The organism is Limimaricola sp., from assembly GCF_016125575.1.
Taxonomy (GTDB): Bacteria; Pseudomonadota; Alphaproteobacteria; order Rhodobacterales; family Rhodobacteraceae; genus WGLM01.
Genome location: NZ_WGLM01000003.1, coordinates 177,131 through 202,040, shown reverse-complemented (window position 1 = coordinate 202,040; position 24,910 = coordinate 177,131). Strand labels below are relative to the sequence as shown.

Genomic DNA, 24,910 nt, shown 5'->3' with positions numbered 1-24,910 from the left:
GGTCAATATCGGCGATCTGGGCACGACGGCCCTCGGCGCGGTGAACACAGGCGATATCACCCTTGGTGTGAACGGGTCGATTAACGATGCCAAGACGTCGGCCTCCCAAGCGACCTCGACCACGATGGCCCAGATCGGCGGTTCGGCCGACACTGGTGCGCTGGTGCTGAACGTCGCGTCGAACATGACAGGTGTGAACGGCTCGATCACCAACACCATGTCGGGCGTCACAGGTTCGATCGGCGCGGCTTCGACAACCGCACTTGGCGCGGTCAATACAGGAACGATCACGGTGGGCGTGAATGCTGCCGTTCAGGGGATTGTGGGGGCTTCTGGCCAATAGCCCGGCCGGCGCAAATGGCAGCGGCCGAGCGGACCGCCGCCATTTCATGACCGGCTGGCAGATTTTGGGAAATGCGCATGGCAGTTTCACGGCACCTCAGGACCGTTTTCGCAATCTCCGCGATTTCGATGTCTGGCATGCCTGCGTCTGCCGAAACTGTCCTCGAGAATGTCCTTCGCCTTCTCACTCGCTTTGACGAGGCGCCACTGACCGGGTTCTTCGGCAATATCGCGGCAAATGCCGGGGGCCTGGAAACATCGCCCCGGCAATTGCGCGCGCTGGATCAGGTGGTTTACGGCTATGACGCCCTGGGCACGCCGCTGGTAGGGACAGCCGGCCCATCCGGGCTGGTGGTTACGCCTGTGATGGCACGGGATGCGGCGACGGGTCTGACTGCGGGGATCTATCCCGTTGGAAGTGCGCTTTACGATCTCCCCCCGGCAGGGCAGTTGTCGCTTCTGAAGGAGGCGCAGGACGGCGCGGCATTGCGGCAGGCCACCGAAACCCTGTTAAGCCGCGTCGATGGATCGATCACGACCGTCATCGTCGGCCTGCGCTTTCCAGACCTTGTGCCCAATAGTCTGGTGCCCGTTCTGCGGCAGGTTGCCATAAACCAGATCGTGCCGGACTTCACCGCCGGCCCCCTGACCACGACGGCCCTTGGCGCGGTCAATGCCGGGCAGGTTGTGACGAATGTCGTTGTGACGTTGGGCGACACTGTTCCAAACGGTACCACCTTGGCCGATCACATGGGCCAGATCGCGGCGGGTGCTTCGGCCTCGATGCAGGTTGCTTCGGCGGGGGCAGTGCGCGCTGTCCAGAGTACGATGACGGGCATGGCCGGGCAGCCCGGCGGACGGGCCATTCTTCTTGATCTCGCCTCGAACCAGACAGAGGTGATCGGTCGCGTCGACCTAGTCATTGAAGGCGCCAATGCGTCTGTGGCCGACATTGCGACGACTGTTCTTGGGGCCGTCAATTCGGGCTCGGTTCGCGGCATGCCCTGACAGGGTAAAGATCGTCATTGTCTTTCGCGATGCCATTCTGGATCTCTACATTCCCGGGTCCAATAGGGGCCAATGCGGCGTCAGGTCCGCTTTAAGTTTTGCGTGCGATGGCCGCCATTTTCTCACCCCGGCCTGCCAACCGAGGTTTCAATAAAAAACCACGCCAGCAGGCTGGCGTGGTAAAGTTTGACTTGGGTCAGGCAACATCGGCAGTGATCCGATAACTGCATGGACAGTTTGCAGTTTCCCCCAAGTAGGTGGAATGAAAAGACCAAAGGCCTGCACTGGTTACAATATTTCGAAGGTATGCAAGGTGGTATCTTTCGGTTTCCCGGTCTTGTCCGGAATGCACTCGAAACAGGAATGGCCCCGATGCCGTTTCGTGTCAAATGAAGCGAAGGCCGGGTTTGACCCGCGACAGCTGACGTTCCGCGATCAAGTGCAGCGGGCGTCGCGCTTTTCGCGGTTCGATTGTAGTTCCGCGAGAGGGCCAACGAGGTCGCTGTTCTTTTCCAGCGCAAGATCAGCGCCCGCGGCAAGGCAGGCCCGTTGCTTGTCTTCGGGCATGCTTGCGGAAAAGACCACGACCTTGGCCTGCTGGATGGCTTGGTCTTGCCGCACTGCCTTGCAGAAGACGTCCAGCTGCAGGTCGTCGAGGCCGTGATCGACAAGGATGATGTCGGGGCGATGGCGCAACGCGGCAATCAGCCCGTCGACGGCCCGACAACGCGTGGTCACATGAGCCCCGGCCTGTTCAAGCTGGTTTGAATAGATCTCCAGCATCACGTCGCGGTCATCCACAATCAGCACGGACATGCCGTCCAGCGGGGGGACAGACCTTTGCGGCAGGTCTGCGGCGGAAGCTGCGGGCAGGCTGAGGTGGACGACGAAAGTCGAGCCGATCCCGGGCCCGCCTTCGACGACGATCCTTCCCTTCATCGCATCGACGAGATCCTGCGTGATGGCAAGCCCGAGGCCCTGACCGGGCGCCATTTCGGGGTTGCTTTGCGCGTCTCGCGCGCGATAGCCGAATATCTGCTTTCGGTTTTCTATCGCGATGCCGGGGCCGTGATCTGTCACCCGCAGGCGAAGGTCAATCTTGCCCGCGCGTGGCCGTTCGGCGCTGAGACCGACGATGATGGTGTCGTCGCGCGAATACTTCGCGGCGTTGCCAATCAGGTTGGCCATGATCTGCCAGAGGTGGGTCCGATTTGCGTTGACCGGGACCGGGCCCGTCGGAATGGAAAGCTCGATTGCATTTCCCCGGCTGGCGGCCTCGACCCGGCAAACCTCGACGACGTCACGCAGCAACGCGCAGAGGTCAAATCCGGCTGCAAGCGGCTCTGCCTCACCCATCCGTTCGGTCCACGTGGCGGTATTGGATGGCCCTTCGCCAGACACCAGCACGATCTGGTCAAGGGCGCTCAGAGCGGCGTCGAGGCGACGCTGGTCGGCCGACCGGTCGCCGGCGTCCCTGACCAGCTTGATCAGCCCTCGCGCACCGATGGCGGCGGAACGCAATTCGTGCCGCTGCATATCCTGCTGCAGGGCCAGCAAGGCTGCATCGGGGTTTTGGGCCGTTGGTGCCAGCTGGCTGGTGCGCCGGACCGCTTCGTTGGATGACCGTTGCAAACGCAGCAGAATCACAAGCGCCATCATGGCGGCAATCGCTGAGACAACAATCAGCCACGTCTGGGGGGTACTGCCGGTCAGGGGAAGCGCGACAAAGAGATTGACCCCCGGGAAAGCCGGGAGCGATGCGATGGCCACCCGGAAATGGCCGGTAAACGGCCCGATCGTAAGGTGCGCGTTCCTGTCGCCGGTCCACCGATCAGCCGATGGCAGTCCAAGGGTATCGGTCAATGTTGCGCCGGCCAGGACGTCCGCACCGGCGGTGGCCGCGGCGATGCGTCCGTTTCCACCGACGATGGCAAGGATCGGTGCCTCGGACCCGGTGTGACTGGTATTGCCCAGAAGTCTGGCGGCCGGGCTGGAGGCCCGAACGGCCGTCAGGGGTCCGTCGGCAAAGCACCGCTGCGTCACAAGCTGAAAAGATCCGCCAGCGTCCGAAGCGCCGACAAGCGCGACGACGAGGCCATCGACCGTGACCATCTCGGCCAGAATGGTGCTGAGGTCTGCCGATGGCGCAATCCGGCAATTGGCCGTTGCCGCTTCGTGTGATGCCCCATCGGCGGGGCGTTGCATGACGTCAAGCGCGCCGATCCCCTGATACCATTCGGTGATGGCATTCAGGGAACGGCCTTCGACGGCGAGCCGATGGATTTCCCGGATGACCGAATCCTGAAGATCAATCTGGTCGGCAACGATCTTGTTCGCGGCAGATCTGGAGATTTCAAGAACCTGCGCCCCTGACGGCCCGTCGATGGTCGGGTTTGCCGGCCCCAAGCCAGCTGCATAAAGGACGATGGCTGCAAGGCTGGCGGTGACCAGATAGGCAATTGCGACCCGAGATGGCAGGCGAAAGACGCGGGGCAAGACAGACCGCAAGGCGGATCTCGATTTCGCAAGAAGCATCTGGAAGCACCGCGCTTTTGTCTGTGTCAGGTGGACCATCGCCGACGGGCCCGCGAAACAAACCTGCCCGCTATTGCCGCCGCGCTGACACCTTACGCTCTGTGGTGGTCGCATCGATTGCCGTCAACTACAAGATCGACAGATACCTCCTATCCAAAAGATCAGAACGATCGACAATCGACAATTTGGCCGGAATTAACCGCGTGTCGTAGCCTTGAACCAAGCGCTTCGTCACCAAGGCGATCAACAGGGGGCCCTGTTGTCGTGGGAGGGATGTCCGGAAGTGCTGGCCGCCGAATGTTGCGAACTTCCCCCAGGAAGACCATTCGGCGGCCAAACCCGGCGATGCGCATGCGAGGCATTGACGGCGATATTTATTACCGGGGGCGGGAACGTTAATGCAATTCGATGGCGACGGAAGCCAATTGATGCCAAATCGGAAACACCGGGGCGATATGCCCGCATTTCTGAATGGTATTGTTTCTGGCAGTGGAATTGTCCTCAAGGCGCTTGTGAATTTTGTGCTGCCACAGGCCAGCGGGGCACGCGAAGCCGCCGCGTCTTTGCGGCGGCAGACGCCCGCAAAGATGTATGCCCCGGACCTGCATCGCGACCTGCCGCTTTTCGTTCTTGGCGGGCCGGAGGGGGCGTTTTCGGATTGCGTGGCCTGGATCGAGGATCAGGGTCTGCAACCACGTTGGTTGAGCCAGTTGCCACAAGGCGCGGGTCTGGCCGATCTGCCGCGATCAACCATGCTTTTGGTCGACATCGACTTTCTCGGCGGCATCGTTCGGGTGATCGATCAACTCATCGAATTGCGGCGCCAGAGGCGGGACATCATCGTGATCCTGATGTCGACAGAATTTGGGCGCCATACGCTCGACCAGACTCGGTTGGCCGTCGCCGATGTGTCGCTGCGGCTGCCTTGCAGTTTTGCCTCGCTGGAACTCGCCTTGACCGAGGCCGAACTGAACAACGACGTCTGGCGCCAGCGCGAATTGCAACGATGATGCGCGCGGCCCGTCTGGCGTCAGGCCCCCGCCGGTGCGGCCAGCATGTCCTGCAGCTCCGCCATATGCGTCATATGTGCAGTCAGCCGCTGTTTCCAATCTGAACACTGTGCGCCGTTCAGTGCCTGCGAGGTCGCAGTGCAGGCATCCTCGATCTCGCACAGCAGCCCGTGAAGCGGCGAAAGCCCCAGCACGGCGGCTGTCCCGGCACATTTGTGGGCCAGCTCGCGCAGCGAAACGACATCGCCGGCAGGCTTGTCGATGGCCGTTCTGATTTGGCTACACGACGTGCTGAGGTCGTCGATCACTTCATGCAGGCGCGCGGGCCCGAGAATCGAGGTCAGCTCGGCTATCTCGGCGCCGGCCTTGGGCTCTCGCGGCGAATGCGGTTGGGCTCCGCGGCGGCCAGCCTGCGCCAGAACCTCGCCAATTTCGCCGAGCGTCACCGGTTTGAGCAACACACCCTCGGTAACATCGCCGAAATTCGCGATTTCCGCACCGGCGCGGTTTGCCGTCAGTCCAAAGATCGTCGCATTTCGCGAGGCGCAGTTCTTCGTTCGGATCAGCCGGATCGCCGACACGCCATCAAGGCGCGGCAGGTTCAGGTCCATGATGATCAGGTCGTATCTGTCCAGCGTAGCCCGGTCGACGGCCTCCTGACCGTCAGCAGCCTCGATGACGGTCGATCCGTTCTGGCGGATCATGTTGGCGATAAGCGTCCGATTGATCGGGTCGTCTTCGACCAGCAGCACCCGCAATTCTTTTTGGGCCGGGGCAGTTGGCGGACCGCTTACCGGCTCCCGTCCGGCCGCGTCCGCGATCGGTAGGTCGAGCCGCCAGACCAGACGGCCATGTCCGTCTGCGGACCTGCCCAAGGTGCCTCCAAGCGCCTGAACTGCGTCGCGCACGATGCTCATCCCCAGCGGCAGACATTCCCGTCGCTTGTCATCCCTCGACAGGTCGCTAACCATCGCCGGCTCTGTCCACCCATCAAGGCCACCGCCATGTGAGGCTTCGACGCTCACACGAAGGTTCTTGCCGCCAACCTGCGACAGGTGAACCCGGACCTCGCCCTCGCGCGTGGCCTTCACGACGCCGAGCAGGACGTGGCGCAGCGCCTTGGCGAGGTCGCTCGCATGGCCTTGCAAGGTAATGGGGCCACGAACCTTGTCCTTCAGCACGATGCGCAGACCGCGGTCCTCACAAAGCTCCGAAATGCCGGCCACGGCTTCCGCGATCAGCACCTTCGGGTCGAAGTACGCTGGCTCAGGCCCTTTCCATGTCGCCTTGTCGTGATCAGAGACGCGGGTGACCTGTTCGATCTGGTCAAGCATGATCTGCGACAGCAGCCATGCGACCTGAAGGTTTGGCGCCGCTGATCCCTTATCCGAAGAACCCCGCGAAAGTGATGCCACGATACCCTGTAGCGGGGTCAGAAGTTCATGCGCGATATCGCCGAGCAGGGCCGCCTTTCGGTTGGCGTCTTCGCGGGCCCGGAAGCTTTCGGCGCGCAGCCGGCGGCGCACGGAACGGGCATCGCTGATGCCATGGGCGAAAGCGATGTAAGATTGTGGCCACGCGGCCCCCTGCAATTTGACGATCGAGAACTCGATCGGAACCATCCGGCCCGAGCGGTCGCGGGCAAGGAAACGGACCTGCCCACGTTTCAGGGCCGTGTGGAAGAGCGTGTGAGCGGCTGTTTTGGGCAGATCGGTCTTGCGATGGAAGAGGCGCACAGCGTTCTTGCCCAACAGGTCCTTCGGCCGAAAGCCCGACAGCTCTTCCGCCGCGTGGTTGGTCGCCAGAATCCGCCCTTCGGCATCGAGAATGAAGATCGCATTCAGTGCGGCGTCCGCAGCACGTTGCAGGCCATTGGTGATCACATCCAGCGTCTGACTGTGACGTTTGATCCGGCGATAGGCGAGGATACTCAGCAGGCCCACGGCGGACAGGAACACGATGACTAGCATGGCAAGCCATGTGAAACGCCGTGTCAGTGTCTCCTGTGCCGAGATGGCCGAGTTGGTGGCGATGTTGTTGCCGATCATGGAATCGACTGCGATCGACCGCAGCAGTGGCCGTTCGGAACGCAGGCTTTCCAGAAGTGCGGCCAGCGGCCGGATTTCGCCGTGGCGCAGCTCCACGATGGCCGCGGCCTGATCTTGAAGAATCACCTCGACCCGGGCGGCGGCGGAGTTGATCCGCTTGAGGCCCTTAAAATCCGGCGGCAGCTTGTGCAGGTAGCTCGTGACCGTCTCGACCCGGCTGTAATAGATATCGAAGAATCTCGAGATGCTGTTCAGCTGCGCGTCGGTCGATATGCCCGACATCAGTGCATCCGTGACTGCCAGTTCAAGATTGCGTTGGTCGACCTCAAGCTGCGACACGATCCAGGTCGTATTCTCGATCTGTTTGTCGTTGCTGTTCAGCGACCCTTGCAGCGAGGCCGCCGTGAACAGGGCAATGAAGACAGAGATCGCAAGGACAGCAAAAGCTGATACGGCAAAATCCCGCTTGAGCGAGGCGGGTGCCTTCGGAAACGCAAGTGTCTCCAGAAGCATCGGATCAGTCTTGCGAGGTACGCAGGCTGATCAGCTGCCAAATGCTGAGGGCCAGTTTCTCGCGTGTGGCGTATTCTGCACCCCGGTCATAGGGATAAACGATCCAGAGCGGGCCCCGGTTTCTGATGTCAAAGGGCTGGCCATCGATGCGCGTGGCGATGATCGGCAACGCCGCGTCGATATCACTTGGCATGAAGGTGACCCGGTAGTCATTCAACGCCACGGCCTCGATCGTGGTACCGGCAGGCACGCCCGCCCGGTCCAGTACTGATCGAAGTGTTGGTCCGCTGAAGGTCAGCTTTCCTTCGGTCCAGAGGGTGGACGTGGTGAACGTGACTTGGGGGAGTGATTCCAGATCTGCACGGGTGAGTTTCAGTGTCGCGGGCGTCTCTCCCGAGGTGGTCGCGTCGCCCACAATTGTCAGCAGAACGGTTGTGTTCGACGGATCCGGGGCTGTGTCGGCACGCAGAGATCCGGCGACAGCGAGCATCCAGCATGCCAACAGAATCGTGAACAGCCAGAATGGGGATCGTCTTTTTACTTCAGTCACTTATGACTCTTCTGGTTCGATTTATTTTCAGATGGTACGCCGGGCGTTACCTCGGCCGACGCTACTTTTCGGGTCATTAGCAGACGGAAAGAGACACATAAATGTATCGATTGGATCTTTCGAATATCGAAAGGATATCAGGCGGTCTTTTTCGTGAGGAGGGTGTGGTCTCTGCGGTTAGTTAAAGCTACTTCCGGGGCCGTGTTGATGACCGGTCAGAAAGTGCCACCCATGCCGCAAGCCCAAGCCCGACATGCCGAACAGACCGGTGTGGCGCGAAAGATCAAGGTCTTGATCGCCGATGATCACAAACTGGTAACCGATGCGGTCGCGACCGTCCTGATGTCGGCGGATCAGTTTGCCGTCGGCGTTGTCGGCACATTCGAGGATACGCTGCAAAGCCTTGAGGGCGACGACGGGTACGACATCGTCCTGCTGGATCTCAGAATGCCGGGGATGAACGGGATGGAATCGGTCGCTGACGTCATTGCCAAGGCCGGACAGACCAAGGTCGTCCTGTTTTCGGGCAACGCGGGGCCGGGGGTTGCGTTCTCGGCCGTCAAGATGGGCGCGCGGGGCTTTCTTCCCAAGACGATTGCCCTTCGCAGCCTGACCGCCGCCTTGCGCCTGATCGATTCAGGCGAGGTTTATCTGCCGGTTTCGCTGATTGACAGTGAGGCAGAGACGGAGTTGCCCGAGCAGGCAAAGACCGACAAGCGCAACGAACTGACCGCGATGGAAATCAAGCTGTTGACGGGTGTTGCGGCGGGCAAGACCAACAAGGAAATGGCTTGGGAGTTTCAGCGCAGCGAAGTGACCATCAAGATGTACATGAGAAAGATATTCGGCAAGCTGGGCGCCAATAATCGTGCCCATGCCGTCGTGCTGGCCAAGGCGCGCGACCTTCTGTAACGACGGGCGGCACCTGTTGCGCTTGGCCTGCGGAACATCGCGTTGAACGCCATCGATCGAGGGATCGGCCGACGACAACGGCATCGTGAACGTGCCCAGTTCGGGCACCCAATATGCCGCCAACTGCGAGAGCGAGCCCGACTGGGCTTTGCGCTCATGGTAGTCCGGTTCAGGTCTTCTCGAGATATGCCGGGTTAAAGCTTGTACTGACATGCGTCCAGAAAGTGCAGCACATCGTCTGTCAGAAAGCCACGGCCAGAGGCGAATTGCGGCAATTCAAACGCGCCCCCCGGATTGACCTCGACAACAAGCGGGCCCTCAGGTGTGATGGCAATGTCCATCGATTGGTAGCGTGAATGCGGAAAGACCAGAGCTGTATTCTGGGCTGCGGCAATCACCTCGGGCCAGAATGGCAAAGCTTCGCCCAGCAAGGGCTGTGACACCGTCGGATGCGCCGCATAGTCGATGACCCCGAATTTCGAATGGCCGCGGATTGTCCTGATTTGCCCGTTGGTCAATGAAATGTCGCAGATAAGGTTTCCGGGCTTCCAGAAATTATCGACGATGTTTTGTGCGCTGGGCAGTTTGAGAACGGCGAACGGAATTTTTATGACATCGTCATAAACCAACAGCACAACACGCACCGTGGCGAGCGAACGGGTGAATTGTTCTAGAAAGGCGTGGTTGGCATAGACGGGCTGAACGATATAGGGCGACGGCCCGATTGTGGTGTCCAGAACCGTGTCATAGGGAACAGTGCCGCGCCCGCTGATATGCAAACCGTCGGCGTCGGCGCCGTCGCAGCGGAAGGCGCCAAATCCGGCGATGCCCCAGACCGGCTTGCAAAAGAATGGTGCCGCGCCAGCTTGTGTCGCAAAGTCCTTCAGCTGCGCGCTGGATGAGATCTTTTGGGTGCCCGGATAGGCGCGGATCCCCCGGTCGATCACCGCGAGCGTTTCGGGAATCCGTACCACGTGGTCGCGCAAGGTCTTGGCATAAAGCCATTTATCCTCGGTCACCGCGTCCCAGGTGCGGGCGTTGCAATGGTGCGCCAGATCCCAATGCCGTGCGCCAGAGATGAACCTGTCGAGGTCTTCGCGGCGGGTGCGAGCCGTGTCGAAAAGCCGGTATTGCACGTATTCGCGCAGGTCGATCCGGCCGCGACCGGTCTTTAACCTTGCAAACTCGTCTTGCATCTCCGTCAGCGTTCGTCCGCTTTCGCGCACCGCATGTGCCCAATAGGCCGCGTCGGAAACTGTCTCGCCTTTGTAGGCGAGCGCATCGGCTTCAACGGCAAGCATGTCTGTCCTTTCAAGATCGCTCCGTGTCCACGCAGGCGACGGCGTTTGTCACTTGGCCCGGTTCCGGCGCTGAACCGGTCATCGCAGACACGTCATGCCGTCTCGATGGCAATGATCTCGTTCCAGTTCAAGATATTCGAAAGGATGTGCCCCGTCGGGTGGGAGCATGGCGAGCTGTCCGTCGCTTCACCTGATGGACGCCTTGAAGGCGGTCGAAAGCACCTTTGACCGCGTCATGATCGAAGCTTCAACTCTCGTCCGGCCCCGAACGTCCGTGTGGGCCACGGCGTCCAAGGTAGATGGTGCGGCTAACGGTGACATGAGCCAAGCAAAAGGGAGGGGTCGGCGGCTGGAGCGGGTGAAGGGAATCACATTAAGTTAATGTTCATATAGATAAGATGTAACTTTCAAAAAGTACCAACACTCATACCAACAATTACGCCTGTCGCCGGCCCTATTGCACAATCCGGGTGATGGGCAAGTCATCCCCTTTCCCCTGACAGACCTATCCTGCGAACTCTGTGGTGGGCGTGCCGAGGGTGGCAAAGCCGTTCAGGACGGCGAGACGGACTTGGAACTCCGGGACCTGAAGCGGTGCACAAGGGCGACAGCTATCCGGGTGAGCACGACGCGATCATCGACCGTGAGACATGGGACCGCGTCCACGCCATCCTGCCGGAGAGCGCCCGGAAGCGCGCCGCCCGGGCTCGGGCCGACACGCCCGCGCTGCAGAAGGGGCTGCAGTTCGGCACCGATGGTGCGGCGTTTTCGCCGACCCGCACTCGCAAAGGTCAGAGGCTCACCGCTACTATGTCAATTAAACTGTGCTTAAGCACGGGGCAGGAGCTTGTCCGGTCGGGCGTCTCCGTGCGGGTGAGATGAAGGCTGCCGTGATCGACCAGTTGCGCGCCGAGCTCCGCCAGGCCGAGATCGTTGAGAAGCCATGGGCGCGGGCGGCGGCGATCACCGGCTCCTTCGGCGCGTTGCCCTTGCAGGTGGCGTGGCGTTTGATCGTTCCAACGGCGGCGCCCTCGTAGGGCGGGCCCGAAGAATTCCTGCATTGCTCGAGATACAAGAAATGACACATGGCGACTCGAATCCTTAGATCGCGAAGCCTTTTCGCAATTGTCTGACAAAGCGTGCATCATGTTCTGGCTTTGAACTGAGAAGGGTTCCCGACCCTACTTCGTGCCAGTGATCGACACCCCGTCCTTGCCGACATTGATCTGCACGCCGTTTTTGTCCTGACTGGCGCGGTAAGACTGGTAGGCCAGTCCGGCGACGACCACGGCGAGGGCTCCGATGATGGTGTAAAGAAGATTGCGGTTCATGTTGCGGTTGCCTTGATGGGGGTGAGGTCTGCGACGGAGCGAAACGCGCCTGCTTCATGACGATGGCCGGCCCGATAATCCGGGCCGGCCCACGTCAAGCAGCTTTGGTGCGAAGGGAGGCCTAGCGCAGGATGTAGGCGACCTGACGGTCGTTGGTGTTCACCAGAACCCGCACGCCGTTGACATAGGCGTAGGAATAGGGGCTGTCGGGCACCTGGGCCAAGGCCACGGTATCGGGGATCCCTGCGCCGACGACGACTTCGCCGTCGAGGTAGACTTGCCCGACCGGGTTGGAATCGACGTAGGTGATCACTGTCGGATCGGGCGCCACGGCCGAACCGGTGACGGCACCGACGATACCGCCGACGACCGCGCCGACAGGCCCGGCGATCAGCGCGCCGGCAATCGCGCCGGTGGCCATCCCGCCAGCGGTGGAATCGCCGGTATGATCATAGGTGACGGTGTTCACGACCACGCGCTTGTCGAGGGCCGACAGCGCCACGGGGGCGTTTTCGACCGTCGCGGTCAGGTAATTGCCGGCGGACCATCCCTTGACGTCGCCAAAGGTGATCTCGCACCAGCTTGCATCGACAAGGCAGCCCTGAACCATGACCTTTTCAGTCGCGGGAATGACACCGACGATGGAATAGAGCGGGCCGGGTCCGCTGCGCACGTTGAGATCGAGCTGGGCCGCGGCTTCGGTATCGGCGGATGCGGCTCCCGCGATGAGGGCAACGGCCGTCGACAGGCCGAGAAGTGTTTTCGTAAACATCTGATTTCCTTTGAGAGAAGGGGGAGCGAATTAAGTGCTGCGGCGGTCCGACCTGTTCGACGATGCCTGATGAGGGACCAATCGGCAGCATGTCTGGGTCGAACCGCCGCGAGCGTTCGCGTCCAAAGCCCGACGTTGGTGTCGGGCGATGGATCAATATGCCTGATGAGAGGTCCCCCGGCACTAATCTGCGTCAGCGCCCGCACGCTCTAGGTGAGAAAAGACGCTTACATGGATCAGTGCGCTTGTGCCCGGTTCGGCATCCATTGGTCATGACGACCAGGCCCGCCTGCCGGCTCGCCGGTGATCTGCGGAAGATCCGAAGGTTGCCCCGAACCACCACCACGCCGGGCCCGGGTCCTGTCTGAACAATTGGAGACGAAGCTCATGTCCGTCGGAACGATTCTTGTCATACTTCTCGTCATCTTCCTGCTTGGTGGCTTCAGCGGCCGCTTTGGCGGCTATGGCTACGGCTTTGGCCACGGCGGCATGGGAGCAATCGGGGTGATCCTCGTCATCGTCGTCGTGCTGTTACTTCTGGGGCGCATCTGAGGCGGCCACAGCCGGGGATCACCGTGTCTGTGATCCGGAACACCCGATCCGGCTCCGGGTCGAAGGGCTCGACCGGCACGGCCTGAGATCCTGACCCGGACCACTGACGCAGATCAGCCCCCGGGTTGGTCGCGCCGCGTATTCTCTTCTCACCAAGGACAGGAGAAACAGTCATGGACAAATTTGCACTCATCATCCCGCTTGCCCTCGTTGGGCTTGCCGGATGCGATCAACCGATGGGGCCGGGCTACACGCAGGCCAGTCAGGTCAGCCAGCAGCAGACCGCGCAATATGGCACTGTCACACAAGTCAGGACCGTTCAGGTTCAGTCCGGCGCGGGCAATCAGGTGGCTGGCGCCGTCGTGGGCGGGATCGCCGGCGCGGTCGTCGGCAACCAGTTCGGCAACGGCACGGGCAAGGACCTGATGACTGGCGCCGGCGCTGTCGGCGGTGCCGTGCTGGGGGCCCAGGTTGCGGGCGCGCCCACGCTGCGCACGTCGCAGGAATGGACAGTGCGGACCGACAACGGCCAGACGATCAAGGTGATTCAGGACAATGGCGGGTTCCGGATCGGTCAACGGGTGCAGGTCGTACAGACCACGAACGGCACTTACCTCGCGGCCTGACCGCACAGTCTGCCGCAATCCCCCTTTCACCCCGCTTTTGCGAGGGCCTTGTTTCGAAGGTCACCTTCGGAACAGGGCCCGGACAGCCCCATCACAAGGAGGTCCAGATCATGGACAAGGATCGTATCAAAGGCAGCGCCACGCAGGTCAAAGGCGCTGTGAAGAAGGCCATCGGCAAGGCGATAGGCCATGTCAGGCTGCAGACCGAAGGTCAGGCCGATATCGTCAAGGGCAAGGTTCAGAACGCCGTCGGCGGATTGAAGGACGACATCCGAGATATCGAATAATCCGGCACAGCCAACCGGTGGCGCCCCTTATGCGGGCCGGTTGCGCCAGACCCTTCCCCCGATCGACCGCGTCAACGTCTGCGCACGGAATTGCCCCCGGCCAGGATCGCATTTATCAAGGCGGCAACAGCAGCATGATGCCCGGGCGCGGCTTGCGTCTCGGGCATGTTTTCATGGGCTGCTGCCGCATCCTTCAATATCCCGATGATTTCGTGTTCCGGCAGTACTTCTCGATCGTTGAGGGCGAGCAGGAGCGATTCCACGATCGCGAGCGCGGCGTTGCCCGATACATCAGGGACTAGGGACATCGGAAAAACCTTTCGAACCTGTGCCGCGGGAGGGGAAAGTCCGACCGAACACCACAAATCATGTGCTATAATGGCAGGAAAGCCCGATCATGGGCTGATCCAGAGCAGGATGCGCCCGGTCCGTGATGTTAGGACCGTCTCTCAAAGACAGCCAAGACATCCCGCGCGCGGCCAGCCAGAACAGGAGACCAGCATCAACGTTCAGCAAAGCCCTTTCGCACAGAAGCTTGGCGCCTATGTCGCGCTGACGGAAGCGGAGTTTGCCGTGCTGGCCGAGCTGCACACGCGGCGCCGGACCTTCGTCGCCGACCGCGACGTGATCTACGAAGGTCAGTCAAAGCAGTCCGCTTATATTCTGGCGCGGGGCTGGGCCTGCTCGTACAAGCTGTTGCCGAACGGCGCGCGGCAGATCGTCGATTTCCAGATTCCCGGCGATTTCCTCGGCTTGCGCAGCGTGCTCTTCCGCATTGCCGATCACAATGTCGAACCTGTGACCTTGGTCGAGGCCTCGGAGGTGCTGGTCAGTGACCTGATCGACGCCTTCAGCCGCACGCCGCGGCTGGCGACGGCAGTTCTATGGGCCGCCTCGCGTGACGAGGCGATGGTGGTGGAGCATCTGGTCAACATTGGCCGACGCGATGCTGTCGAGCGAACAGCGCATTTCCTGCTGGAACTGGGTGCGCGGTTGATGCTGGTCGGCCTTGGCACAAAGGACGGCTACGACTGTCCCTTGTCGCAGTATCTGCTGGCCGACGCGCTGGGGCTGAGCGCAGTCCATGTCAATCGCAGCCTGCGACAGCTGCGCGAAAAGGGCCTGCTGACGTTCCGCGACGGCAAGGTCGTCTTCGACGATTTCGACGGCCTTGTCGCGCTGGCCGACTTTGACCAGTCCTACCTAGACCAGAGCGGACCACTGTTGCGTTGAGGGATATTATCGGCCGGGCTCTATGGCGCAATGCGAATAGGCTCAGGTCAGGCGTTTTGCTGGTGGGACAACCGTATCCAACTGCCGTCGTCGTGCAGATATGTCGACGTACAATGTGCCTTGTAGAACGGCACGCCAGATTTTTCGGCCGAGACACGATAGGCGAGGACGGCAAGATTGCCACTTCGCAAGATTTGGCGCTCGTCCAGAACAACGGAACGCCAACCTGTCCGTTTTGGCAGCCGGCCCGCAGCTGCATCGCCCTGAAGGATGCCGGGTGGATAGGGAAAGATCGTCAGGCCGCCTATGACCGAGCTGGCTTGCGCATTGTCAGCACCGCTGGTCCAGAAACGCTCTTCCAAGGTCCACAGCATGGCCTCGTCCCGTCGCGACAAGGTGCTGACTGGACCCGCGGCGGCGTTTGGCGTTTCTCCATGCGCCCCGGTGAGAGTCAATTGCCCGATCCCGGCATGCCGTTGAAGAGGATCTGGAGCAGGACAAGGAAGACGGCGAGCATGGCCCAGATCGAACCGGCAGAACGCAGACCACCTCCGGCGACTGGCGATGCGGCCGGCCGTCGCTCATCCTTGCGCGCACGTTGCGGCAGCAGCAGGCTCAGTTCGTCGGCAACCCTGCCGTGATCAGCTTCGAGTGCGGGAACGTCGCCGGATTTTGAAAGCAACGCACCCAGTCGCAGCCGCGCCGCGTCCCGGCCCGACGCAACGAGGTCGGCAGTCTCATTCCACGGGTCCAGACCGAGGCGGGCAAGCGTGGACAGAACCGTGACGACATATCCGTTATTGTCCTCGCCAACTGGGGCGTAGAGGAATCGCTCATACTCCGGCGGGTGGGGCTTGAGGTTGATTGTCGTCGTCATCGTCATTTCCTTCCTTGATTGCAGGGGGCCTTTCGATGGCCCGGCGACCGTTTCGCGTTACCTTCCAGCGGGCCCGCGCTACTGCGCCGCGGTCTGGCTAAGAAGTGATGTGATGCGCCGGATCGTGGCCCGGCGGTTCGCCTGTTCGGCCGCCTGCGTGTCGATCTTCAGGAAGGCCTCGCCATAGCCTTGCACCACAAGGTTTTCGGGCGGGATGTTGAACGTTTCAGTCAGCGCAAGCGCGACTGACTCGGCCCGCCTGTCAGAGAGGGCCAGGTTGAAGGTTTCGGACCCGGTCGCATCTGTGTGGCCTTCTATCAGGAATACCTCGCGCGGATTGGCGCGCAGCAAGTCCTCCATCAGCAGGCCGACCCTAACGAGGCTTTGCGCGCCCTCGAGGGGTATCGCGGCGGATCCGGTGGCAAAGTTGATCGTGTCGAGATCGATACCCGGCGCAAGGTCACGGACCTGCGGGATTTCTCGAATCTGGCGCAGGCTGAACGTCCGCGTCACGGGATCTGTGCTGTCGAACGTGGTGCGCAGAATATCGCGGTCGGACGCGGCCGAGATTGTCCGGTCATGCAAAGGTGGCAGCCTGCGCACATCGACCGGTGTCACGGTGGCAAGATCGTCGAACAGCAGGATTTGGGTTCCATCAGACAGGATCCGCGTCCGGCGCAGGACACGGCTGCGATCGTCACGGATCGTGACCACCCTGTCGCCGTTTGGCTGCGTCAGGACTGATCGCGTCGAGCCGTCGTTGAACGTCTCGGTCCTGATCTGTGTGCCCGGCTGGCGCAACAAGGCGTCGTCATCCTTGTAGACGGTATAGCCGGTCGGCCCACGGGTCACCACGCGGTCGCCCGAGTTGGCAACGACCTGATCGCCGTTGCTCAGCACCGCGCCGACGACGACCGCACCAAGGCCAATCAGCAACACCTTCTCAAGGTCGCTCAGTCCGCGCGTTCCGGGCTGTGCAACGGCGGCGGGTGCTGCGGTGTCCGGCGCGGCATCGGCGGCATTGTTGGTCCGCCCGGCGACGGTCGTGGTAAAGTCCTGCTGGCTGGTGCGCACTTGGTCGGTCGTGACGGTTTGTTCGGTGACCGTTGTACCGGCATCCGTTGCCGATGGCGCTTCATCCGCCGTGGCAGCGGCGGCCGGCGGGGGAACGGACGTGTCGACCGTGGGGTCGACGCCTTGCAGCAGGAGGGCGGCCGCAGCGGCGGCAGCAGCCGCATCTTCGGCGCGGGATGTCGGCGTGTCCGGCGCGATGACTGGCGTTTCGGTTGAAACATCTGCTGCCGCGCCTTGCGCGGTTGCCGCAGCGGCGTCGGCCTCGGCCTTCGCGGCCGCATCTGCAGTCGCCTGAGCTTGGGCCGCGGCCTCTGCGTCAGCCTGCATTTGGGCTGCAGCATCAGCTTCCGCCTGCGCCTGAGCGGCAGCGTCTGCTTCGGCCTGCGCCTTTGCGGCAGCATCCGCGTCGACTTGCGCTTGGGCCGCGGCGTCGGCGTCAGCCTGGACTTGCGCAGCGGCGTCGGCTTCGGCCTGCGCCTTTGCAGCCGCATCCGCGACCGATTGCGCTTGTGCAGCAGCGTCTGCATCAGCTTGTGCTTGCGCGGCGGCATCCGCGTCAGCCTGAGCTTTGGCGGCAGCGTCTGCATCAGCCTGTGCTTGCGCGGCGGCATCCGCCTCTGCCTGCGCCTTTGCAGCCGCATCCGCGTCGGCTTGCGCCTTTGCAGCAGCGTCTGCATCAGCCTGAGCTTGCGCGGCTGCGTCTGCATCAACTTGGGCTTGGGTTGCAGCGTCGGCTTCTGCTTGAGCCTTGGCCGCCGCATCGGCTTCGGCTTGGGCTTGGGTTATGGCGTCGGTCTTGGCCTGCGCCTTGGCGGCGGCTTCCGCGTCAGCTTGGGCTTGCGCGTCCGCGTCGGCCTGAGCCTTGGCTGCGGCCTTGGCGGCTTCCTCGGCCTGCTTGGGGGTCATCAACGTGCCCTCGGTGGGCTGGCCCTCCGGACAGGGGGGGGCTGCTCCATCGAGGCAGAACAGGGCCATCTCCTGCGCCCTCGCGGGCAAGACGAAGAGGCCCTGAGGCAGGATCAGCGACAGACTCGCGACAAGCGCGGTCGAAGTGCGAAATGAGGTGCGGGGCATGGTCGTCCTTTACGGTGACAGGGCAGTTGGGCAGGTTGGAGAGATCCAGGACTTCTTGCGAGTATCAGGACGGTCCCGGCAGCGCCTTCAGGCGATCGTGGAGAGCGTTGTGCTGGCCAGCCGGGCCAGGCGAGTTCCCCAAAGGGTTGGACACGTCGGCAGTGCGACCTCTCAGAAGAGCAACAAACGTGTTCCGAGGTGTATGCCGCTCTGCGGCAAGGCCGTTGCAGCAACTCTTATATCGACCGCAAAAAATGCAAGGTTCGCGCCTAAGTCTGTGTTGGCAATACTCTGGTAAACGTTAGACCCTGATGAGAGCCCACGGGCTGATCTGGGTTAGCCTCCGGCAACGATAGACCGCACCTTGGCGCCGACTAACATGACCGACGAGCACCGTGGACAGACCGCAATCAGCCGCCACTGACTCCGATATTTCCTCCGGCTGCGCGAATGCAAGCGCACCCTCGTCATGCGAGGCGTGCGCGTAGGTGTAGGTGGTTTCCCCGCACACGCGAGGATATTCCCCCGCGACTTCATCCCATGTGGGGAGGGTGCAGTTTGCGCCGCCTCTGCCTTTGCCGCCTGCCGGGCGGCGGAGGGGTCAATGCCTTGCAGCAACAGCGCCTTGGCGGCGTCGCGCGCGGCGCGGGCCTCGGCAAGGCCAACGACGGGGAAGGCCCCCATGCTGATTGTCTTCTGTTTCCCGGCGAAACGATAGGCCAGCCGCCAGAGTTTCGAGCCGCTGGGTTCGACCGGTAGGAACAGCCCGCCGCCATCGGCCAGCTTGCGCACCGTGTGGCCGGGCTTGGCCTGCCTGATTCCCACCGCGGTCAGTTTGTTGGTAGGTGTCATGTTGCCCACCTTCTGTTGGTATCCCTACCAACATTCACACCAACAAAATGCCGTCATGTCATGTCATCGCCGGACGCGCCCTGACGCAAGGCTCAACCGGAAACCCTTGAAAACAAGGGGGTTGTGTCGCTGCCTGGCGCGCTATGTCACGGATGATTGGAGCGGGTGAAGGGAATCGAACCCTCGTCGTAAGCTTGGGAAGCTTCTGCTCTACCATTGAGCTACACCCGCGACGCTTTCGAGGTAGCCGCGCGGTGTCAGCGCGTCAAGTGCCCGCGCGCTCTGACGCACGGCGACGTCTGCCGCCTTCGCCGCCACCGCTCTGGGTGTTGAAGCTGACTTGTGGCAGGTGCACCAGCGCGTTGAGGTTGGGGAAGGGATCTGTCGCGTGGGGCACGGCGTTGGCGGCCACGAAATGCTCCTGAAACCGCGGCTCGATGGCGGTTTCCACCTTGTGGATCTGGCGGACGGTCGCCTCGATCTGCGCACGGGCTGCAACCGAGCACAGCGCGATGCGCGCCCCGGTGCCGGCCGCGTTGCCGGCGGAGGTGACCTTGTCCAGCGGCACGTCGGGGATCATCCCCAGCACCATCGCGTGTTTGGGGCTGATATGTGCGCCAAAGGCCCCCGCGAGCACGACGCGGTCGACCTTGTCGACGCCCATTTCGTCCATCAGCAGACGCGCACCGGCGTAAAGCGCGGATTTGGCCAGCTGGATCGCGCGGATGTCGCCTTGGGTCACCGTGATCAGCGGGCCGCCATCTGCGGTGCCGTCATGCAGCACGTAGGAATGGGTGCGGCCCTGCGGGATCATCCGGGCCGTGCCGGTCTGTTCGGCCGAGCCCATCAGGCCCTTGGCATCCATCAGCCCTGCCAGCCGCAACTCGGCCACCGCCTCGATGATGCCAGAGCCGCAGATGCCGCTGATGCCGGTCCCGGCGGTCGCGGCGTCAAAATCCGGATCGTCCGACCACAGATCGCAGCCGATCACCTTGAACCGGGGCTCTTTCGTGGCGGGGTCAATCTCGACGCGTTCGATGGCGCCGGGGGCGGCGCGCTGGCCCGAGCTGATCTGCGCACCTTCGAATGCCGGCCCGGTGGGCGAGGAGCAGGCCAGCACGCGGGTGGTATTGCCCAGCAATATTTCCGCATTCGTGCCGACATCGACGATCAGCACGAGGTCGGGCGATTTGTCCGGCTCCTCGGCCAGCGCGACGGCCGCCGCATCGGCGCCGACATGGCCCGCGATACACGGCAGTACAAAGACCCGCGCGGCGGGGTTCATCGCGCCAAGGTCCAATTCCGCGGCATCAAGGGAAAGCGAGTTGGACGTGGCCAGCGCGAACGGCGCCTGGCCCAGTTCGACCGGGTCGATCCCCAGCAGCAGGTGGTGCATCACCGGGTTGCAGACAAAGACCACTTCGAGGATCTGGGAGGGCGAAATGTCGCCCTGTTTCGCCAGATCTTCGGCCAGTGCGTTGATCGCGGCCCGCACGGCGCGGGTCATCTCGACATCGCCGCCGGGGTTCATCATTGCATAGCTGACCCGGCTCATCAGGTCCTCGCCGAAGCGGATCTGCGGGTTCATCGCGCCGGCGCTGGCCAACACGCTGCCATTCCTGAGATCGGTCAGGTGCGCGGCGATCGTGGTCGAGCCAAGGTCGATGGCAAGGCCGTAGATGCGCCCCTCGTGGAAGCCGGGGTAAATGTCGAGGATGCGGAAGCCTTCGTCGCGGTGGCCCTTGTGCAGCGCCACGGTGACCTTCCATTCGCCCTTGCGCAGCGTGGGCTGCAGCTTGCGCAGCACCGACAGGGGCGCCGTGACCGAGGGGATCGACCATTGCGCGCGCAAGGCGTCGGCCAGCCGCTCCAGATCGCCCGAAGGTTCGTGCATGTCGGGTTCGGCCACTTCGACGTAGTGCAGGTGGGTGGCCGGATCCATGACGATGGGCCGCGTGCTGGCCTCCTTGCGGACGACCTGCCGGTGAACCTGGCTTTCGGAGGGCACGTCGATGACGACATCGCCTTGAACGGTGGCCTGACAGCCCAGCCGGCGGCCCTCTTTCAGCCCGCGGATGCGGTCATAGCGTTCCTCGACCGCGTTCCATTCCGACAGGGCGTCGGCCTCGACGGTGACGCCATGCTTGGGGAATGCGCCATAGGAGGGCGTGATCTGGCATTTCGAACAGATGCCGCGCCCGCCGCAAACCGAATCGAGGTCCACGCCCAGCTGCCGCGCGGCCGTGAGGATGGGCGTGCCCACCGGGAAGTGCCCGCGTTTGCCCGAAGGCGTGAAGATCACGAGGGGGTCGCCGGGGCGGGAGAACGTCATGGTCAGGGCCTTGTCGCGCGAAAGTCAGTGGCAAGATAAGCGCCGGGGCGCAAAGGAAAAGGGCAGGGCGCGTCACATCGCGGCACGCCCGCGCCACCTAATGCAGAAATCCGGTGCCGAAAAGCCAGACCGCCAGCGGCACCGGCGCGCAAGCAATCATGATGGTGGCCAGCACGCCCCAGAAGTTGAAGAGGCGGCTAAGACCCGCCAGCGTCAGGATGCCGCCGCCGCCGCCGATCACCGCCGTGCCCGGCAGGTTCACCAGCACCGCCAGCATGATGTAGCGATAGTTGACCGCGATCTTGCCCAGTCGTTTCGGCATGCGCTCGCACAGCCGCGCGATGCGGTCCTCGCGCGGCATCGCATCCAGTCGGAGGATGGCGGCGGCCCATGTGGCAAGGCGCAGGTCGGCCAGGATGCGCGCCAGCCACGGCAGGGGCAGGAACCGCCCCACAAGGTAGGCAAGTGCCAGACCAAGGATGGTGGCGGCATAGACGAACGGTGCGGCCGACGGCCCCTCGACCAGAAGGATCGCCACGCCGATCTCGACCCCCGGAACAAAAGGCGCCGCCAGCAGAAGCGCATAGCCCAGCAGGCTGACGGCAAGGATGCCGGTCATCGTGCGGGCGTGATCGATGCTGTTGAGCTGACCTGTCAGGTCATGCACCCAGACCGACATCAGGTGCAGGCCAAAAGCCAGCGCCGCGATAAGGCCCAGCCGCAGCGTCAGCCGCAGCGCGCGCCGCCACAGTGGCGCTGGGTTGGAACGGAAAACCGGCGGGTCGGACATCGGCGTGTTCGGGCCTTTCGCCCCAGCAGTGGCCATTGTGCCGCGGTGACGCAAGAGGGCCGGCGCGCATTCACTCTTTCGCCGCCCGTCCTTCCATGCGATAGGGACGCGCCAAACGCAGCAATCCCCGGAGACCCCAGATGGAGATTCGCGAGGCTCTGACCTTCGATGACGTGCTATTGGTTCCGGCGGCTTCGTCCGTCCTGCCCGGAACGGCCGATACCCGCACCCGTGTGACCAAGGCGATCGCGCTGAACATCCCGCTGCTGTCCTCGGCGATGGACACCGTGACCGAGGGGCGCATGGCCATCGCGATGGCGCAGGCGGGCGGCATGGGGGTGATTCACCGCAACCTGTCGATCGAGGAACAGTCGCGCGAGATCAGGGCGGTCAAGCGCTTCGTCTCGGGCATCGTTTACAACCCGATCACGCTGACGCCGGACCAGACGCTGGCCGATGCACGTGCGCTGATGGAGCGTTACCGCGTCACCGGGTTCCCGGTGGTGGGCGCCGACGGGCGGGTAGTGGGCATCGTCACCAACCGCGACATGCGCTTTGCCCAGGATGACAAGACGCCGGTCAAGGTCATGATGACCTCCGACAACCTTGCGATGCTGACCGAACCCGCCGATCTGGACGAGGCCCGCAGCCTGATGCAGGCGCGCCGGATCGAGAAGCTTCTGATCACCGATGGCAAGGGCAAGCTGACGGGCCTGCTGACGCTGAAGGACAGCGAACAGGCCGTGCTGAACCCCGCCGCCTGCAAGGACGAGCTTGGCCGGTTGCGCGTGGCTGCCGCCAGCACCGTGGGCGATGCAGGATACGAGCGTAGCCAGGCGCTGGTCGATGCCGGGGTCGACATGATCGTGATCGACACCGCGCATGGCCATTCCGAGGGTGTCGCGCGCGCGGTCGAGCGCGCCAAGATGCTGTCGAACGACGTGCAGGTGGTGGCGGGCAACGTGGCGACCGGCAGCGGCACCCGCGCGCTGATCGACGCGGGCGCGGACGCGGTGAAGGTGGGCATAGGCCCGGGCTCGATCTGCACGACGCGGATCGTGGCGGGCGTGGGCGTGCCGCAACTGACCGCGATCATGGATTCGGCGGCCGCGGCGGGTGACGTGCCGGTCATCGCCGATGGTGGCATCAAGTATTCGGGCGATTTCGCCAAGGCGATTGCCGCGGGCGCCTCCTGCGCGATGGTCGGCTCGGCCATTGCCGGGACCGATGAAAGCCCCGGTGAGCTCATCCTCTATCAGGGCCGCAGCTACAAAAGCTATCGCGGCATGGGCAGCCTTGGCGCAATGGCGCGCGGCAGCGCCGACCGGTATTTCCAGAAGGATGCCGCCAGTGACAAGCTGGTGCCCGAAGGCATCGAGGGGCAGGTGCCCTACAAGGGGTCGGCCCACGCCGTCATTCACCAGTTGGTGGGCGGGCTGCGTGCCGCAATGGGTTATACCGGTTGCGCCACCATCGACGAGATGCGCACCCGTTGCGAATTCGTGAAGATCACCAATGCCGGCCTGCGCGAAAGTCATGCCCATGACGTGCAGATCACCCGCGAAAGCCCCAACTACCGGATCGGCTGAGAGGTGGCGTGGCGGCGCCGCTGCACCCCGCTGTCATGAAAACGTCACTGCGAACGGGCCTTTAGGCTCGGCGATGTCTTGCAACGCGGCGCCGGGGCGGTCACCATGCCCCGACGCTGAAATGGAGTTGTCAGACCCAGCCGAAGACCGGAGGCCTGTTTCGATGAAGTTCCTTGTTGCCGCGGTATTGGCCGCCTTTCTTGCTGCGCCGGTGCTGGCCGATGTCTCGGTCTCGCAGGTGCGCGCGGCGTCGTCACGCTCGGCCCTGCTGGCGCTTGGTGCCACGCCGCTGACGGCTCAAGAGTTCCGCTCGCTAGTGGTGGGCCGAAGCATCGATGCTGGCAGCTGGACATGGCAGGTCAGTGCGGATGGCACCTACAACTCGGTCGCCAAGGATGGCAGCTGGCAGCCTGCCCATGGCCATTGGGAAATGCAGGGCGACCGGTATTGTCGGGCCACCGACGGCCGTCGCCTGCTTGATTGTGCGCAGGTCTTTCTGGCCGGGACCGCCCTGAGGCTGGTCGAGGAGGATGGCCATCTTTCGCCATGGACCATGGCGTTGCCCCCGGCCGCCGTTGCGGTGCTGGCGGGCGCCCGTGCGTTCAATGGCATTTACCGTCCCGCCGGGGCAGACGGTGCGGCATGGTCCTGCGATCCGACTGCCGTGGGCCAGCCCGCCGGCGCGATGGCGATTGATGGCGGTGTGCTGCATGCGCCGGGGCGCCGCTGCACGCTGAGCGATCCGCAAGCGGGCGCGGGCGACGCCGTGCGCTTTGCGGCTGCCTGTACTGGTGATGGCGCCACCGAGATGGTGCTCCGCAAGGAGCCGATGGGCCTTGTCCTGACCGTGGGCGGGACCGAAAGCCACTGGTCACGCTGCACGCGCGGGCCCATGGCGGGCCCGCCTGCATCCGATGGCCAGTGGAGCTATGCCGATCACGTCGCCTCGGTTTCATGGCGGGGCGCGCAGCTGGATATTTCCTGTGCGTGGCTGTCGGCTGGCTCGACCACGCCAACCGCCCGGCTTCGGGGCCCTGCGATGCTGGCAGACGCCGGCGCGACCGGCACGGTGCGTTTCTCTGTCGACGGCCAGCCCGGCGAAAGCTTTGCCTTTCTGAGCCGCGGTGCAGACGGCTGGGTCTCGGACCTTGCGGCCGCGGCGCAATGGTCCGACGGGCTGATCCCGGCATTGATGTACGGCTGGGGCCTGACGCTCTACCAAAATGGCGCGGAACTGGCCGCGTTCCCGCTGCGCGGCAGTCAGGCCGCGCTGACGCGCCTGCGGTCGGAGTGCCAGTAGCC

General features: G+C 63.2%; 22 protein-coding genes, 1 tRNA gene and 2 pseudogenes. 11 read left to right on the top strand and 14 right to left on the bottom strand.

Annotated features, from left to right (window positions below; genetic code table 11):
• A pseudogene (locus GC146_RS06890) lies at positions 1 to 343 on the top strand (hypothetical protein); the annotation flags it as partial.
• 137 nt (positions 344 to 480) lie between these two features.
• Entirely contained in the window at positions 481 to 1,350 is an 870-nt protein-coding gene (locus GC146_RS06885; protein WP_291836299.1) for a hypothetical protein, read from the top strand.
• A 435-nt stretch (positions 1,351 to 1,785) separates the two neighbouring features.
• Here the strand turns inward: GC146_RS06885 and GC146_RS06880 are convergent, their stop codons facing one another.
• On the bottom strand, positions 1,786 to 3,858 hold the full coding sequence (locus tag GC146_RS06880; protein WP_291836296.1) for a hybrid sensor histidine kinase/response regulator: 2,073 nt from the start codon (positions 3,856 to 3,858) through the stop codon (positions 1,786 to 1,788).
• 425 nt (positions 3,859 to 4,283) lie between these two features.
• Between GC146_RS06880 and GC146_RS06875 the strand changes: the two genes are divergently transcribed.
• Positions 4,284 to 4,895, top strand: a complete 612-nt coding sequence (locus GC146_RS06875; protein ID WP_291836293.1) for a hypothetical protein — start codon at positions 4,284 to 4,286, stop codon at positions 4,893 to 4,895.
• A gap of 20 nt (positions 4,896 to 4,915) precedes the next feature.
• Here GC146_RS06875 and GC146_RS06870 read toward each other — a convergent pair whose 3' ends face one another.
• Positions 4,916 to 7,456 (bottom strand): response regulator, encoded by a 2,541-nt coding sequence (locus GC146_RS06870; protein WP_291836290.1) that lies wholly within the window; start codon positions 7,454 to 7,456, stop codon positions 4,916 to 4,918.
• Positions 7,457 to 7,460: 4 nt separating this feature from the next.
• Entirely contained in the window at positions 7,461 to 8,006 is a 546-nt protein-coding gene (locus tag GC146_RS06865) for an oxidoreductase (protein WP_291836288.1), read from the bottom strand.
• A gap of 231 nt (positions 8,007 to 8,237) precedes the next feature.
• Between GC146_RS06865 and GC146_RS06860 the strand changes: the two genes are divergently transcribed.
• The gene (locus GC146_RS06860; RefSeq protein ID WP_291836285.1) at positions 8,238 to 8,918 is read left to right on the top strand and encodes a response regulator transcription factor; all 681 of its coding nucleotides are present in this window, start codon (positions 8,238 to 8,240) and stop codon (positions 8,916 to 8,918) included.
• Between the two features lie 194 nt (positions 8,919 to 9,112).
• Here the strand turns inward: GC146_RS06860 and GC146_RS06855 are convergent, their stop codons facing one another.
• Positions 9,113 to 10,219: a sugar-transfer associated ATP-grasp domain-containing protein gene (locus GC146_RS06855; RefSeq protein ID WP_291836282.1), complete on the bottom strand. Its 1,107-nt coding sequence runs from the start codon at positions 10,217 to 10,219 to the stop codon at positions 9,113 to 9,115.
• 588 nt (positions 10,220 to 10,807) lie between these two features.
• Between GC146_RS06855 and GC146_RS06850 the strand changes: the two are divergent.
• Positions 10,808 to 11,154, top strand: a pseudogene (locus tag GC146_RS06850) (recombinase family protein); the annotation flags it as partial.
• Between the two features lie 246 nt (positions 11,155 to 11,400).
• Here the strand turns inward: GC146_RS06850 and GC146_RS06845 are convergent.
• The gene (locus GC146_RS06845) at positions 11,401 to 11,550 is read right to left on the bottom strand and encodes a hypothetical protein (protein WP_291836279.1); all 150 of its coding nucleotides are present in this window, start codon (positions 11,548 to 11,550) and stop codon (positions 11,401 to 11,403) included.
• A 121-nt stretch (positions 11,551 to 11,671) separates the two neighbouring features.
• Positions 11,672 to 12,322, bottom strand: a complete 651-nt coding sequence (locus GC146_RS06840; protein ID WP_291836277.1) for a DUF1236 domain-containing protein — start codon at positions 12,320 to 12,322, stop codon at positions 11,672 to 11,674.
• A 387-nt stretch (positions 12,323 to 12,709) separates the two neighbouring features.
• On the opposite strand from GC146_RS06840, the gene GC146_RS06835 reads away from it, so the two are divergent.
• From GC146_RS06835 to GC146_RS06825, 3 genes are all read left to right on the top strand, one after another.
• The gene (locus GC146_RS06835) at positions 12,710 to 12,874 is read left to right on the top strand and encodes a DUF3309 family protein (protein WP_291836274.1); all 165 of its coding nucleotides are present in this window, start codon (positions 12,710 to 12,712) and stop codon (positions 12,872 to 12,874) included.
• Between the two features lie 173 nt (positions 12,875 to 13,047).
• Positions 13,048 to 13,500, top strand: coding sequence for a glycine zipper 2TM domain-containing protein (locus GC146_RS06830; protein WP_291836271.1), 453 nt, complete (start codon positions 13,048 to 13,050; stop codon positions 13,498 to 13,500).
• Positions 13,501 to 13,610: 110 nt separating this feature from the next.
• Complete coding sequence (locus GC146_RS06825) at positions 13,611 to 13,787, top strand: CsbD family protein (protein WP_291836269.1); 177 nt, start codon at positions 13,611 to 13,613, stop codon at positions 13,785 to 13,787.
• A 71-nt stretch (positions 13,788 to 13,858) separates the two neighbouring features.
• On the opposite strand, the gene GC146_RS06820 is transcribed toward GC146_RS06825, so the two are convergent.
• Positions 13,859 to 14,095 carry a hypothetical protein gene (locus tag GC146_RS06820; RefSeq protein WP_291836266.1) on the bottom strand — a complete coding sequence of 79 codons (237 nt, stop codon included), beginning with the start codon at positions 14,093 to 14,095 and terminating at the stop codon, positions 13,859 to 13,861.
• Between the two features lie 70 nt (positions 14,096 to 14,165).
• On the opposite strand from GC146_RS06820, the gene GC146_RS06815 reads away from it, so the two are divergent.
• The gene (locus GC146_RS06815) at positions 14,166 to 15,020 is read left to right on the top strand and encodes a Crp/Fnr family transcriptional regulator (RefSeq protein ID WP_291836263.1); all 855 of its coding nucleotides are present in this window, start codon (positions 14,166 to 14,168) and stop codon (positions 15,018 to 15,020) included.
• Between the two features lie 47 nt (positions 15,021 to 15,067).
• Here GC146_RS06815 and GC146_RS06810 read toward each other — a convergent pair whose 3' ends face one another.
• The 7 genes from GC146_RS06810 to GC146_RS06780 all read right to left on the bottom strand — a co-directional run bounded on the left by GC146_RS06810 (position 15,068) and on the right by GC146_RS06780 (position 22,019).
• Positions 15,068 to 15,394: a hypothetical protein gene (locus GC146_RS06810; protein ID WP_291836257.1), complete on the bottom strand. Its 327-nt coding sequence runs from the start codon at positions 15,392 to 15,394 to the stop codon at positions 15,068 to 15,070.
• Between the two features lie 77 nt (positions 15,395 to 15,471).
• Positions 15,472 to 15,897 carry a hypothetical protein gene (locus tag GC146_RS06805; protein ID WP_291836254.1) on the bottom strand — a complete coding sequence of 142 codons (426 nt, stop codon included), beginning with the start codon at positions 15,895 to 15,897 and terminating at the stop codon, positions 15,472 to 15,474.
• Positions 15,898 to 15,975: 78 nt separating this feature from the next.
• A complete protein-coding gene (locus GC146_RS06800) occupies positions 15,976 to 18,045 on the bottom strand; it encodes an OmpA family protein (protein WP_291836252.1) in 2,070 nt (689 codons plus the stop codon).
• Between the two features lie 336 nt (positions 18,046 to 18,381).
• Positions 18,382 to 18,897: an Arm DNA-binding domain-containing protein gene (locus tag GC146_RS06795; RefSeq protein ID WP_291836249.1), complete on the bottom strand. Its 516-nt coding sequence runs from the start codon at positions 18,895 to 18,897 to the stop codon at positions 18,382 to 18,384.
• Positions 18,898 to 19,054: 157 nt separating this feature from the next.
• Positions 19,055 to 19,128, bottom strand: a tRNA-Gly gene (locus tag GC146_RS06790).
• Between the two features lie 34 nt (positions 19,129 to 19,162).
• Positions 19,163 to 21,229, bottom strand: coding sequence for an ASKHA domain-containing protein (locus tag GC146_RS06785; protein WP_291836247.1), 2,067 nt, complete (start codon positions 21,227 to 21,229; stop codon positions 19,163 to 19,165).
• A gap of 97 nt (positions 21,230 to 21,326) precedes the next feature.
• The gene (locus tag GC146_RS06780) at positions 21,327 to 22,019 is read right to left on the bottom strand and encodes a hypothetical protein (protein ID WP_291836245.1); all 693 of its coding nucleotides are present in this window, start codon (positions 22,017 to 22,019) and stop codon (positions 21,327 to 21,329) included.
• Between the two features lie 140 nt (positions 22,020 to 22,159).
• Here GC146_RS06780 and guaB point away from each other — a divergent pair, with 140 nt between their 5' ends.
• Together guaB and GC146_RS06770 are read left to right on the top strand one after the other, a co-directional pair.
• Complete coding sequence (gene guaB / locus GC146_RS06775; protein ID WP_291836242.1) at positions 22,160 to 23,608, top strand: IMP dehydrogenase; 1,449 nt, start codon at positions 22,160 to 22,162, stop codon at positions 23,606 to 23,608.
• 163 nt (positions 23,609 to 23,771) lie between these two features.
• A complete protein-coding gene (locus GC146_RS06770) occupies positions 23,772 to 24,908 on the top strand; it encodes a hypothetical protein (protein WP_291836239.1) in 1,137 nt (378 codons plus the stop codon).
• Positions 24,909 to 24,910: the final 2 nt, after the last annotated feature.